We start from the raw sequence: 13,960 nt of genomic DNA on the forward strand, positions 1-13,960 counted from the left end.
CTCCTGACTCCTGAATTCTGTTTGATAAAGTTGGAAACGTTGGCTGAAACTCATGACTATACCCGCTAATCTTGTATAGGTTATACCACTTCAAAAAATCTTTGTAACACATCAATTATAGGGACGCAAACAAAGCTTTGTGCCTCTACCTAATGTATTTGTCGCATTCTTTTTTCAAATCGGTAGAGTCAAAATCTATCTTCAGCATCCAGTATGAGATGTATAGACAGTTATGAGTACTGAGGTTATAACTCAAGGAAGATGGACTTTCATCATAGGGAAGCCAAAACTAAACCTCAAAAATTGGCAACCACAATTAAATGAAGCGACTTGTTTACTTCAACCTACCTCATAAGTACTTAATCCAGCAGTTAGTTAAGTATCCCTCTCTTAAGGTAATTACCCCAACACTACAAGCAGCACGAGCATTAAAATTACCACACCAAAGCTTAGAAACTCTGGCGAAACGAAGTCTAGTAGAAGCAGGTATTCGAGTTGCACCAATACTAATCGCATTACGCTTGCTGCATACAGCAGTAAGTACAGTTATCCAAACATCTGATGTTGAAGGAACTACACGCGCTCAATCCTCTGCTGTCAAAGCTATATTGCGTGCCGGAATCAATCTAGAATCACTGGCTGCTGCTAGCAGTAATCGTACTCAACAACTAGCTCTTTTAACTCAAACATACATAAGTTTGCTGAGAGAGTTTGAGGATGCGGCACAAGCAGCGCGAAGAGAGGTAATTTCATTCTACGCTTTACTACAAACTCCTACCCTAAGCTTGACTTTTTCTTACCCGCAGATGATTGGCAAAGAAGTCACTTTACCCAGTCCTTACCTGTCACGATTAAAACTGGAAGTTGTGCAACCGCTACCTTTACCGATTGCTAGTTTGGAAGAGGCACGACAAATTTATCTCCGACGTGAGACTTTACCAGACGATGATGTTTTACCAGTTTTAGAACGTGCCTGTGTGCAACCTGATTTTCGTCAACCAGAGGCAGAGTTTTTCCATGTAGAGCAAAAGTTTACTGGAGAATGGTATGGCTTAAATATTAAAGGTATAATTGATAGAATAGACCGCACTCCTCAAGTTTTAGTTTTATTAGATTACAAAACTAGTTCCCAAGTACCACCGGGTATCAAAGATGCATCTGGTAAAGCTAATATAGATATTCAACTCCCTCTATATATTCACTTTGCTAGTACAACTTTGTTTCCTGGGGAAACAGTACATGAAGCTTATTATTACTCTGTAACCAAGGGCAAAAAGCTTTCTAATAAACAACCCAGCCAAGAAACACTAGAAGCGTATGAAGCCGAAATTTTTACTTCAGCAAGGACATTAGCAGTTAGATTTAACAAGCAAAAGCTGTCTTTTATTCCTGTTTATTCTAAGTTAGTTAGATTTAATCCAATACTGATATTTGTGAAGCGTAGTTTGCAATTAAGCAAAAATCTCTGGCTTAGGCTTCTTGAGCATTAGAAAGCACCTTTTCATATACACTACCAGGAACTGCGTAGGCGCAGCCCAACCTAAGCACCGCTATTTTCTAACCAACATTACCCGCAGCTAAAACTTGTTCAACTGTAAGCGCAATTTCCGGGAAAGTTGCAGACACAATTTGCTGACTCCCGCTAAACTCTTTTTCCTCGTATAATCCTTCTGACAACAATAAAATCGTAATTTTTGACTCTATTGGATCTACAATCCAATATTCAGGAATCTCTAACGCTGCATATTCAGAACGTTTATACCGATAATCGCGTTTCACTGAATCAGGACTGACAACTTCCACTACTAATATCGGCGCAGACTGAGAAACAGCAGACTCATCAAGGAATTCTATCACCTGTTCAGCCCTGACAACATAAACATCAGGCAATCTTGACTTTCGCCATCCCGTTCTTACCCCAGCCTCTCTAAAGCATAGCCAAGGTAAACTCAAGCGATTGATTTCTGCCTTAAAGTTATCCTGAATAAAGTCAGAAATTAGTAAATGTCTAAAAGTTGGTGGATTCATGAGTTCTAGTTTCCCATCCACCAGTTCATAGCGGCTATCAGTACCATCGTCATAAGTAAGATATTCTTCAAAAGAGTATAAACGCTCTGTAGTTGTCTGTGTCATCGCGCTACTTTTAAATAAAGGGTTTTTTTGAGGTAGTCCTCAAAAAATCATGAACCATTGGCTTGTAGTAGCGCCCAGACGCTACTACCTCTATCAATAGACTATTCCACCGTTACAGATTTGGCCAAATTCCGGGGCTGATCGACATCCAAACCGCGACGGGCGGCAATATGATAAGCGAACAATTGTAAAGGAACTACTGTGAGGAGGGGAGAAAGTAACTCGTCTACATGGGAGATAGGAAGTAAATCGTTAAAGATTTCCGCAACTTCGCCATCGTTGACGGGAGTCACGCCAATTAATCGAGAATCTCTGGCTTTGGCTTCTTGGGCATTAGAAATAACTTTTTCGTAAACACTACCAGGGATTGCGATCGCAACTACTGGTACTTTCGCATCTAATAGAGCGATCGGTCCATGTTTCATCTCTCCAGCCGGATAGCCTTCGGCGTGAATATAGCTGATTTCTTTTAATTTCAACGCCCCTTCTAAAGCAATTGGAAAGTTAATTCCCCTTCCTAAAAAAATAAAATCTTGGGTTTCGGCGAATTCGTGGGCTAACTGTTCAGTTAAACGTTCCTGAGTTTCCAAAGTTGCCTCAATTTCTTTGGGAATCTGCCGTAACCCGTTAATAATTTTCTCTAAAATATCTTTTGAAACTGTCTGACGACGAGCTGCTAAATCCAATGCCAAAGCATAAAACGCCATCAGTTGGGCAGTAAAAGTTTTCGTCGCCGCTACCCCAATTTCAATTCCCGCTAGAGTACTGATGATATGCGATACTAGATGACCAAGGCTGCTTTCAGGGCGATTGGTAATACCTAGTAGTCGCGCTTGATATTTGGGTTCTTTCCCCTGGCGACGTTCTTTTTCCATCGCCAAAGCTGCTAGGGTATCGGCGGTTTCACCCGATTGGGTAACGCCAATAATCAACGTGTTAGCCGTCACGGGTGACGGTGCATAACGATACTCAGAAGCATAATGTACCTGAGTTGAAATTCCTGCTAGTTGTTCAAGTAAATATTTTCCGATTAATGCTGCGTGCCAACTGGTACCACAGGCGACGATCTGAATTTGTTCTAAATCGTTGTATAAATCCGCAGGTAAACCAAGATTGATTGGCGATTCGCTAGATTCTCCAAGATTATTAAAGTATGCTTCTAAACTAGCTCTTACTACCCCTGGTTGCTCATGGATTTCTTTGAGCATGAAGTGTTTAAATCCCTGCTTTTCTACCATTCCAGGATTGAAGTTGAGCAGCCGGGGTTGTTTTTTCAACCTGTCGCCAGCAAAATTGTAAATCTCAACGCCCAAAGGTGTGAGGCGGGCAATTTCGCCATTTTCCAAAGGTAGCACTGCACGGGTGTAGGAAGCGATCGCTAGCGTGTCAGACGCACAAAAGAATTCCCCTTGCCCAAAACCAATTACCAACGGTGCTTGTTGGCGGACAACAATCAATTCGTCGGGGTAGTCAGCAGAAATAACTGCGATCGCAAATGCCCCATGTAAGTGGTTAACAGCTTGGCGAATTGCCTCTAGGAAGGGAGATGAGGTAGATGAGGGGGGAAGATTCTTTAAAAATTCGGCTATGAGATGGGGAATTACTTCTGTATCGGTTTCAGAAAGAAACTGGTGTCCTTTTCCTTTGAGTTCCTCGCGTAACTCGCGGTAGTTTTCGATAATGCCATTTTGCACCACCGCCACTCGCTTTGCCGTATCCATGTGGGGATGGGCGTTGTACTCTTCTGGTTTACCATGAGTTGCCCAACGTGTGTGACCAATACCAATTTGGCTAGGGGTTTGTATTTGTTCCAGTTTAGAACGCAGGTTAAGCAGTTTGCCCTTTGCCCGCACACAATTAACCTCACCTTCCCAAATAGTGGCGATTCCAGCAGAATCGTAGCCCCTGTACTCTAGTTTTTCCAGCCCAGCCAATAAGATGTCTGTCGCCGCTTGAGTGCCTATATATCCAACGATTCCGCACATTGTTCACACCGCTTTTTTTCAGGATGATTAAATCCAGTATAGTTCCTAGCACAAATTCGACATTTTGCAAAGAAAAAAGGGAGTAAATTACTCCCTCTGCCACTAAGTATTACTAAAAATGCTTTCTATTAAGAAACTTTAAAATTCTTGAGCGCTGAGTTCTGAGTTCCGTTAGCGGATAGCTAGGGTTTAGCCCGTGCTGAGTGAAGAATCAAGAAATTGTTTTTTTGATTTACTTCTTTTGCCTTAGAACTCAGGACTCAGCGAGAACTCTGATCGGAGGCTTTTTTTGATGGTCTATATCAGTGCCGAGAGGCGCAAAGGCTTGCGCCTCTCCCTTATACCCAAAGGAGACAAGGCAACCGTTCTAGAAGGAACGGTTGAGCAGTAGACCCGCATCGCGATCAGAAGTTCAGTGACTCAGCACTGAGCTTTTTAGTAAGCCAGACCCATACTGCGAGTTGTTTCAGCGCCCAGGTAAACCCGGATGCTCAAAAAGTCGGTGGGACAAGCGGTTTCGCAGCGCTTACAGCCCACGCAGTCTTCTGTACGGGGTGAAGAGGCAATTTGAGCAGCTTTGCAGCCATCCCAAGGAACCATCTCCAGTACATCAGTAGGGCAAGCGCGGACGCATTGGGTGCAGCCAATGCAGGTATCGTAGATTTTTACGTTATGAGACATTGAAAAAGCCGCTCCTTCCGAGTGTTCTTCTCTGCGAAAGAATCATAATCAACGCACAGTTTACCGCAGTGGTTGATAGGCCGTAATCAAAAGGCTACATAACTTCAAACAATGTAATGAACACCCTTGATATTTATTTTTGCGAGATTGTCCCGATTGACTTATTAATTAGCAACATCATTGGAGCGTATTTACCCCACTGATATACCATAATGAGGTTAAATCGTAAAGATAAATGAAACAAAAGTCAATCCAAAAGATTAGATGGGAAAGTTATCTATTCCCTAGTTCCCAGCCCCTAATCCCTAATGCCTATTTTTAAGAGCGACTCTTCAGTAATTCTGTTGGTGGTGTTGTGTCTGTTTTCAGTAGCCCGGTCATCCGATCTACTATATCTTCTGGTACTGGTGGGCGGGATCTGAGATCATTTTGTAATGAATGGGCGATCGCAGTCAGCAATTTTAAGCGATCGCTCACCAATAACTTGTATATTTGACTTTTTAAGTCTGGCAATCTCATAATTTTTACATTTCAGAGGATTTCAGAAATCGCAAATTCATCATTTCTTATAGCAGCAATTTCTGTAGCAATCTTTGGCTCACTAACCATCACTTCCAGTTGTTCTTCGGGATTTTTGGCATCAGCCAATTTATCTTTTGTATACTCACTTTCTCGGATTTGTCGAGCAATACTTTCTAGCAGCCAAAGTTGTTCTTCCACAGACAAGGCACGGACGGAGCGCTCAATTTCTAGTAAATTTGGTGATATCATTTTGCTTCTGATTCCCAGGAAGGTATATTTTCAAAGATATTATATTTCAGTCTATCTGGTTAACCTAGAGCATCGCAAATTCCCCATCATTTTCCCCACACCTATCTTTTTATAAATCAAATGAGATTGCTATAAATAATCAAAAGCCAGTTTGATGAGTTTTTAATTAGGTATTCGTGCTGAAGCAAAATCTACGCTAAACTGACTACATGAATTACGAAACAGCTCGCAAACTCCTCATAGATCAGACAATCATAACCGAGGAAAACCCAGATGCGCTGTTAACGCGTATGAAACAGGGGAAACCGCCGGTACCCGGTCAGATCACCTCGATTTTGTTGGCATTGAAAGTGGTGTTTGAAGCCCTCAAAGATGCAAATAACCTAGACCGAGAACTGGCTTTAACCCTTTATCAGTTAAGCATTAAGGCGCAACAGCTATTTGCGGCAGGGCGTAAAGCCGGGGTTGATTGGCCGCCACTACTGCAAGAAGATTTGCTACGAATTTCCTTAGCATCTGAAAGTATCTTTTCGGGTATATGGCAAACCCTAACTCCTGTAGGGTTGGGTAAGTTATAAGCTGTTGCACAAATAAAAATTGCATATACTGGGCGGGCAAGATGCCCACCCCACAAGAGTTATGTTTAATTCGGTTATGCAAATTAGATATTTTTTAGCTTAGAACACTAATTCAGTAATCTTTAAATGAGAAAAGATGAGGGAGATAAGGGGGACAAGGGGAATAACCAATGCCCAATGCCCAATGCCCAATACCCAATACCCATTAACGATTTTTCAGTTCACTTTCTAACTTATCTAGGTCAGTTTTGAGCAAAACCGTCATTTGACCAGTAAAAGCTTTGCCCGTCTTGGGTTGGGCAATTTCCACCCAATATACATAGCGATCGCCTACTCGTAATTCTCCCTTTAAAGCTTCCCGAATCGGAGTTTCGGCAAAACGCGCCAAGTTAATTACCTTCTGGTTGGGATACTGGTACACGACTTGGGCGCGATCGTAGTCTTGATAAATCTCCAAGCCATAAATTACCCGCAATGATTCCTGGAGACGCGTAAATGTCATACCGTTAATCGCATCATACATGGCAATGCGCTCACTGCGAATTCTGCCACGGTCTTTAGAAAATTCTATCCTACCGGGAGGCAATACCGACGCTTGAAAACTGAATCTTTGAGCAGCAGTATCAGTCTTTTGGACAAATAATTGCTCCCCACTGCTGGGGCGGAGTGTGGGATGTGCTTTAATCCAGGCGCCTACTTCCTCTGTACTTTGTCCTGGTAAAGCATTAGCTTGGGAATCAAAAAGCGTTCCCACGCACAGCCCGGTTGCTAGAGAAAAAGGCAAAATCAAACAGTTAAGCAGAGATTTTTTCAGCATTTTCCGATTCAGGACTTTCATGAAAATTTGCCTATTAGTGGAGTAACCATAGTTTTCCCGTTTTTCAGCAAGATTATTTCAATGCGTCGCAGCGATCGCCCCGATAAGCTGAATCTCCTACCTTTGCAAGACCTACGGTGTACACACAAGTCGAAAAAAGCTTTAAAAATAAGGGGAACGCTGTTATTGCAAGTTACCCCTCTTCTGTCACTCTCCGAAAACAAAAATCAAAGGCAAATTTTAAAACTCTGACTGGGATTAGGTTTGTGCCTTTATTTTCTAATATGTTGGAGACAATGATTATTTTAGACTAAAACTCTTATCTGGTAAGGGTTATATCTTTTTATCTAGGGAAAGTGACAGAAGAGGGATATTTAGTAATCTTTAGATTACTTTTGCTATTAGCAAGTAACTTCAGTTCTTTGCGGGACATAGCTTTTACGTTAAGTTGACACGTATGAGCAATGCTGTGCCCTTACTGCGTGGTCTATTTACCTGAAAATAGCTGTAAATATTAAACAGCTTAGTGCAGAATTTCGCAAGTTCCTAGCGAATCCTCTTAAAAGAACTCTGCGTACCTCAGCGTCCCTATCCTGGGGGAAGGCGAAGCGCCTATGGGTTTAAAAACCTACGAATTAATGGATGATTTAATTTTTTCCTTAATCTAGATAATGTTCAGCTATTTTGGTAGATTAGGGCGATTTTGGTAAGGAGAGGCTCTGTCAACGCGAGGAGGATGAGGTGGAACACCTAGTGCATCCTTTAACTGTGCTTCTGTAACTCCTAACTTTGCCGCAGCTGCTGCAAAATTAGGTCGAGTTGGACGCTGATAGCGATCGCCTTGATTTGGAAAATTGGCAGGGACTCCCAACGCATTCTTTAACTGTGCTTCACTAACTCCTAACTTTGCCGCAGCTGCCTTAAAATTAGGTGTGGGTGGACGCTGATAGCGATCGCCTTGATTTGGAAAATTGGCAGGGACTCCCAACGCATCCTTTAACTGTGCTTCACTCACTCCTAACTTTGCCGCAGCTGCTGCAAAATTAGGACGAGTTGGACGTTGATAGCGATCGCCTTGATTTGGAAAATTGGCAGGGACTCCCAACGCATCCTTTAACTGTGCTTCACTCACTCCTAACTTTGCCGCAGCATCTGCAAAATTAGGTCGAGTTGGACGCTGATTGCGATCGCCTTGATTTGGAAAATTGGCAGGGACTCCCAACGCACCCTTTAACTGTGTTTCGCTCACTCCTAACTTTGCCGCAGCTGCTGCAAAATTAGGTCGAGTTGGACGTTGATTGCGATCGCCTTGATTTGGAAAATTTGCAGGGACTCCCAACGCATCCTTTAACTGTGTTTCACTCACTCCTAACTTTGCCGCAGCTGCTGCAAAATCAGGTCGGGGTGGAGGCGGCTCTTTCTGTGATGGTTGGTTGAGCGGTAGTTGCGCCTGTGCAATTTGATCGAATTGATTAGCGGCATTTGCTTGATTGAGTGAAATAAAACCAAATGTGCCAACCAGAACAGGAATCCCTGTCACGACTAGTACTCGACGAATATTGATCATTAAAATCTCCAAAAGTTTATATTTCTAATTAAGTCATCTCAAAATGACAGCCTGCCCTATTTCTGAATTACAGTTTTGTCATTTGAGTCACGAATCCTCTGGCAACATCATGGCTGAGGGCGAGGCGAAGTGCAAGGGTTTTGGAATCCAAAACTTTCAGATCCCTGAAGTTGATATATAAAAGAGCAATTTTCAAATGACCATTTACTTTTATAAGGTTTGGCAGCCATATGGCTGTTTTTCTAACTTTTCTCTCCACGGAATCCACATCCAGGGTACTTACTGGCCAACGGTTGAGCATTATTATCAAGCCCAAAAGTTTGTCGGCAGCACAGATGCGGCAATTATACCCCTGATCCATGCCGCCGCCACCCCAGAAGAAGCTGCTGCTTTGGGAAGATGTAGCGATCGCCAACTCCGTCGAGACTGGAATTTAGTTAAAACTCAAATTATGCGAAAAGCTGTACTCAAAAAGTTTCTCACTCATGCTGATATTAGAGAAGTTCTCCTGAAGACAGGCGATGAGATTTTGGTTGAAAACTCCCCAACCGATTCTTTTTGGGGCTGTGGTGCTAATCAAGCAGGTCAAAATCATCTAGGTAAAACTCTCATGAGTGTGCGTGAAGAAATCCGTAATTTACTATCTTTAACAGTAATTTACGAATAGTTCCATCAAAATAGTTACATTCAACATAAAATCAGCAATTACACAGGAAATAGTAAAAATTCCTAGCCAAAAATATTTGAAAAAGTTGCCGATAATTTAGTTATTTGTTTGAAAAAATCAGAATTAATTGAAAAAATGGAAAAATTTTTTTTTCTTAAAGCAAGCATGAAGAAATTAGTTGAGTGATTTCACTGAAATACTTTGATGATTGAGAATATAAAATTAATAGGCAGGACTATTTCGTTCTAAACATAAACCGCCCAGAACTAAAGTTCCGCGGCTCATAGCTAAAGTCCGTTAAAACGGACTATAACCTTGTCTCAGTAGTCTTTAGACGACTTTCGCTATTAGACTCATAATTCATTCTGAGGCGGACTAGATGAGAATGAAATAGCCCTGAATTAATAGGTGTCTCGGATTAATATTTTCTCAACTTTAGATAAACATTGTAAGTTGAAAGTTCTTATCAGGACAATTATAAAAAAATTAGACTCCAGTCATACTGTATATAAACAATGACATATACCAAGAAACCAAACGAGTTGGAGCAAAGCTTAGTCCAAAAAAGTTTACTGCACCGGATGATCAAACAGATCAGGCGATCGCTTGACCTCCAAGAGATATTAACGACTACCGTTAGCCAAGTGCGTTTATTTTTGGATGTAGATCGGGTGAAAGTGTATCGCTTTAATGCTAGTGGTAGTGGTGAAGTCATTGCTGAATCTATTCATCAGCAACGTCTGCCATCCTTATTGGGGTTAAACTTCCCAGTTGATGATATTCCAGAAGCCGCCAGAGAGATGTTTTCGTTAGTGGGGCAACGTTGCATTGTAGATGTGCCAAACGGGAAGATCGGGCTATCGCCTCTACACTCAATAGAATCTGGCAAAAATTTAGAAAGTAATATCTACTATCGGCAGGTAGACTCGTGCCATATTCAATACCTAAAGGCAATGGGCGTGCAGTCTTCGTTGGTAATGCCAATTTTACATTCCGACCTCCAAGAACAATCGGCAAAGCCGAAATTGTGGGGATTGTTGGTAGCTCACCACAGTGAACCGCGAGAGATTTTGAAGCGGGAACTAAAAGTATTGCAGGAAGTTACTGACGAAGTAGGAATTGCGATCGCTCAAAGTAATCTCCTCACTCAAGCCCACGCCAAGCAAGAGCGAGAAGCGACTATTAACCGAGTTACCACACTATTGCATAAACTACCGACAATCCAATTGCAGAGAGCGCTAGAAGAAGTTATTACTGGTTTCGGTGGAATAGGTGGCAGGCTTTACATTGAACAGAATGGGGAACTATACAGCTGGGGCGACCAGCCGAAACTCCCCTATCAGTCAGATGACAGTATTATCGAACAGCATCTCGTATGGCAAGACTGGATGGCTGAGTGTAAACCAAATAATGTTTGGGCAAGCGATGACCTCTACAAAGAACCACGTTTGCGAGTTTTGGCTTTAGGATTCCGTTCTACTAAAATTCGCGGACTTATGGTGATTCCCCTACATTACCGCGAAAAATTTATTGGTGTATTAAGCATTTTTCGGTCTGAATTTGAAACAGAAGTCTTGTGGGCGGGACGATGTGAAGAAAATCGGCGACAACTGTTACCCCAGCTTTCCTTTGAGCTTTGGCGAGAGCAAAAAAAGGGGCAATCATCTGAGTGGAAACCGGAAGAAATCTTATTAGCACAAGCCTTATCCGAGCATTTCTCAATGGCAATTGAGCAGCACCAAATGTATGAACATATACAGATGCTCAATGTCAACCTAGAATTGAAGGTGAAAGATAAAACTACTGAACTCGAAAAATCATTACTGCTTGCCAAAGTCCTCAAGCAAGTCACAGAGCATATTCGCCGCACATTAGACTTGCACACAACCCTGCAATCCATCGTTCGGGAAGTCCGTCCCCTGCTAAATTCAGACCGAGTGCTGATTTTCCAAATGAAGACTAAATCAGTGATTGTGGAAGAGATTAATGGCAATTGGCAGTCAGTTTTGGGATTGAATGCACCATCGGAATGCTTACCTGATGAGTATGGCCGTCTCTCCTTTCAGGGCAGGGTAGGGGCAATTAATAACGTTTCAACAGCTGCTTTAAGTGATTGTCATCGAGAGTTTTTGCAGAGTATGCAAGTGCAAGCAAACTTAATAGTTCCGATTAATATCGGTATGGAACTATGGGGCTTAATAATTGTCCATGAGTGCAACGCTCCGAGAAATTGGGAGGATGCAGAAATTGATTTATTGCAACAGCTAGGAGATCAGGCTGCGATCGCCATTCAACAAGCACAACTTTACGAACAAACCTGTAATGCCGAAACTGAATCCAGAAATCAAGCTGCCCAATTAGAGCATTCCCTACATGAACTCAAAGAAACACAGACAAAATTGATTCAGATCGAAAAAATGTCCGGCTTAGGACAGTTGGTGGCGGGTGTCGCCCACGAAATCAACAACCCGGTTAACTTTATCTACGGGAACCTGTGCCACGCCAGTGACTATACCGAACAACTGCTAGAAATTTTACGTCTCTACCAGCTACACTATGCCAATCCCCATAGTGAAATTAGCACCGCGATCAAAGCAATGGACTTTGACTTTTTACTACAAGACTTCCCGAAAATCATCACCTCAATGCAAGTAGGAACCGATCGCATCCGTTCAATAGTACTGTCATTACGCAATTTTTCTCGCTTGGATGAGGCTGAAAACAAGCGCGTTGACCTGCATGAAGGCATTGACAGCACCTTATTAATTTTGCAACATCGGCTCAAAGGTAATGCTGAATTTCCCCGCATTGAGGTAATCAAAGACTATGGCAACATCCCACTGGTGCAATGCTATGCCGGCCAAATGAATCAGGTATTCATGAATATTTTCAGCAATGCTATAGATGCGTTGGGAATGGGGAATGGGGAATGGGGAATGGGCAATGAGGAAATGAGAACAACAGACAAAAGGGACAATGAGTATAACCTATACCGAGTACTTCGGGAACCCTCAGTAGAAATGCCCACTATCAAAATTTCTACTAAACTCTCAGTAGACAACTCTCGTCTGTTGATTCGGATTATTGACAATGGGGCTGGAATGACTGAAGAGGTGAAAAAGCGAATTTTTGACCCATTTTATACTACCAAACCTGTGGGCAAGGGTACAGGACTGGGACTGTCAATTAGCTATCAGATTATTGTCGAAAAACATGGTGGAATAATGGAGTGCATTTCAGAACCTGGCAAAGGTACAGAGTTCTGGATTGAGATTCCCATCAAACCTCCAGGTAAAATACTTAACTAGTTGACTCTTCTCAGGCCTAGAGACACTGATGCCCACAATGCTTAGGAATAAGAATTAAATAACATACAATTTATATCCCTGGCTGACCTCACCCTCAATCCCTCTCCTTATAAAGGAGAGGGAAGCTGGAGAATAAAGGAGAGGGAAGCTGGAGACAGGATGAAGTTTTGCATTTTATTTTATCCACGTTCCTTAGTACAGAATTTCATAAGTTCATAGCCAATTAAAATTGGCAAAACTCAGCGCCCCTCTGCGTTTAAAAAAGCTACAAATTTCGGAAATTCTGTACTTAGAACTTAAGAAAAGTCGGAAATAGAGACTCCTCTGGGTGTAAGATTATACGAAGTTGAATAGTGATAAATAGTTTAAATAGCGCCTTATGTCAATTATTGCGCTCAGAGCGTGGTATCTCCAGGATTACGAGCCGATTCCAGAACTGGAAAAACGTCCGCCAGACATTCGCTTAAGTAAAAAGAGCCTGCTGAAATCAGCATTGCGAGCAGACTTTTTAGAAGAAAGTGACGAAGTTAAGGAATCAACTTGGTTTGGACGCTATCTGGAAGGAGAAAATATTGAATTTTATATTGAAGGTAGTGGTGGCTATTGCGTCGCTAATATTGACTTAATTAGTCATGAAATTTATTTTACGAAGCAAGCCCTATTGGCTCAGTTAGAACCAACGATTTTTTTATCCTCTCAAACTGAGTATGCCGCAGCGACGAATGTTCTCAGAGAAGAACTGCGAAAAAGTTTGGACAGTTTAAACTTGCGATCGCGCCTTCCCCTAACATTAGTAGAATCTTCTCGTCCCAGTGATGCTACTATCCGAATTAACCGCACGATCATGCGAAAAATCCGTAAGAGTTTGTTATTTATAGCTGACACCACACCCATTGCTAGTATTGATGGTAAAGAAACCCCTCAACTAATTTCCAGTCCGAATGTCTGTATTGAGATTGGCTATGCCATCCAAAGTAAGCGGTCTGAACAGATTTTATTAGCGCAAATGCAACGCCCAGACTTTCAAGGGCAATTTCCCTTCGACTTACCCACACAGCAAATTTTGCAATTTCAAGACACCGCAGAATTGAATAAAATCCTGACAGGAACCATTGAAAATCAGCTAGCACGATTCAAGTTGTTTTTTTGAGCAACATAGATGATGGGGAGTGGCAAAGATGAGCAGGGGAAACACACCTTGTTTCTGAATAAGTAGGTAGGCGTAATTAAATATAAGATCAAACCTCACCCTCAATCCCTCTCCTTATTAAGGAGAGGGAAGCCGGAGGCAGGGGTGAGGTTTTATATAGCGTTTCCTAATGACATGAAGTACATCATAGCCCCCTCTTCGCTTGCTCTTAGCAGGGTGGATTAATTGTCGAGAGAGAAAAGTTTTTCTCTCTGGACCGTTGAACTCACAGGCATTGCACAAGATGAGTCGGAGTGGTGAAAG

Annotated in this window: 12 protein-coding genes; 5 read left to right on the forward strand and 7 right to left on the reverse strand. The window is 42.2% G+C overall.

Annotated features, from left to right (window positions below; translation table 11 throughout):
* Window positions 1-320 precede the first annotated feature (320 nt).
* The gene (locus V7K31_RS22030) at window positions 321-1,490 is read left to right on the forward strand and encodes a PD-(D/E)XK nuclease family protein (RefSeq protein ID WP_335096838.1); all 1,170 of its coding nucleotides are present in this window, start codon (window positions 321-323) and stop codon (window positions 1,488-1,490) included.
* A 67-nt stretch (window positions 1,491-1,557) separates the two neighbouring features.
* Here the strand turns inward: V7K31_RS22030 and V7K31_RS22035 are convergent, their stop codons facing one another.
* The 5 genes from V7K31_RS22035 to V7K31_RS22055 all read right to left on the reverse strand — a co-directional run bounded on the left by V7K31_RS22035 (window position 1,558) and on the right by V7K31_RS22055 (window position 5,570).
* The gene (locus V7K31_RS22035; protein ID WP_335096839.1) at window positions 1,558-2,133 is read right to left on the reverse strand and encodes a Uma2 family endonuclease; all 576 of its coding nucleotides are present in this window, start codon (window positions 2,131-2,133) and stop codon (window positions 1,558-1,560) included.
* A 101-nt stretch (window positions 2,134-2,234) separates the two neighbouring features.
* Entirely contained in the window at window positions 2,235-4,118 is a 1,884-nt protein-coding gene (gene glmS, locus V7K31_RS22040) for a glutamine--fructose-6-phosphate transaminase (isomerizing) (protein WP_335096840.1), read from the reverse strand.
* Window positions 4,119-4,553: 435 nt separating this feature from the next.
* Window positions 4,554-4,799: a photosystem I iron-sulfur center protein PsaC gene (psaC, locus tag V7K31_RS22045; protein ID WP_334827542.1), complete on the reverse strand. Its 246-nt coding sequence runs from the start codon at window positions 4,797-4,799 to the stop codon at window positions 4,554-4,556.
* Window positions 4,800-5,117: 318 nt separating this feature from the next.
* Entirely contained in the window at window positions 5,118-5,318 is a 201-nt protein-coding gene (locus V7K31_RS22050) for a hypothetical protein (RefSeq protein ID WP_335096841.1), read from the reverse strand.
* Between the two features lie 12 nt (window positions 5,319-5,330).
* The gene (locus tag V7K31_RS22055) at window positions 5,331-5,570 is read right to left on the reverse strand and encodes a hypothetical protein (RefSeq protein WP_335096842.1); all 240 of its coding nucleotides are present in this window, start codon (window positions 5,568-5,570) and stop codon (window positions 5,331-5,333) included.
* A gap of 209 nt (window positions 5,571-5,779) precedes the next feature.
* Between V7K31_RS22055 and V7K31_RS22060 the strand changes: the two genes are divergently transcribed.
* Complete coding sequence (locus V7K31_RS22060) at window positions 5,780-6,148, forward strand: Dethiobiotin synthetase (RefSeq protein WP_334827551.1); 369 nt, start codon at window positions 5,780-5,782, stop codon at window positions 6,146-6,148.
* A gap of 205 nt (window positions 6,149-6,353) precedes the next feature.
* Here the strand turns inward: V7K31_RS22060 and V7K31_RS22065 are convergent, their stop codons facing one another.
* Together V7K31_RS22065 and V7K31_RS22070 are read right to left on the reverse strand one after the other, a co-directional pair.
* Window positions 6,354-6,965, reverse strand: coding sequence for a hypothetical protein (locus tag V7K31_RS22065; protein ID WP_335096850.1), 612 nt, complete (start codon window positions 6,963-6,965; stop codon window positions 6,354-6,356).
* A gap of 679 nt (window positions 6,966-7,644) precedes the next feature.
* Window positions 7,645-8,532, reverse strand: coding sequence for a hypothetical protein (locus V7K31_RS22070; RefSeq protein WP_335096843.1), 888 nt, complete (start codon window positions 8,530-8,532; stop codon window positions 7,645-7,647).
* Between the two features lie 196 nt (window positions 8,533-8,728).
* On the opposite strand from V7K31_RS22070, the gene V7K31_RS22075 reads away from it, so the two are divergent.
* From V7K31_RS22075 to V7K31_RS22085, 3 genes are all read left to right on the forward strand, one after another.
* Entirely contained in the window at window positions 8,729-9,199 is a 471-nt protein-coding gene (locus V7K31_RS22075) for an N-glycosidase (RefSeq protein WP_335096844.1), read from the forward strand.
* A 515-nt stretch (window positions 9,200-9,714) separates the two neighbouring features.
* Window positions 9,715-12,507, forward strand: coding sequence for a GAF domain-containing sensor histidine kinase (locus V7K31_RS22080; RefSeq protein WP_335096845.1), 2,793 nt, complete (start codon window positions 9,715-9,717; stop codon window positions 12,505-12,507).
* Window positions 12,508-12,886: 379 nt separating this feature from the next.
* Window positions 12,887-13,657 (forward strand): hypothetical protein, encoded by a 771-nt coding sequence (locus tag V7K31_RS22085; protein WP_335096846.1) that lies wholly within the window; start codon window positions 12,887-12,889, stop codon window positions 13,655-13,657.
* Window positions 13,658-13,960 lie beyond the last annotated feature (303 nt).

It is taken from the genome of Nostoc sp., from assembly GCF_036917675.1.
GTDB lineage: Bacteria > Cyanobacteriota > Cyanobacteriia > Cyanobacteriales > Nostocaceae > Nostoc.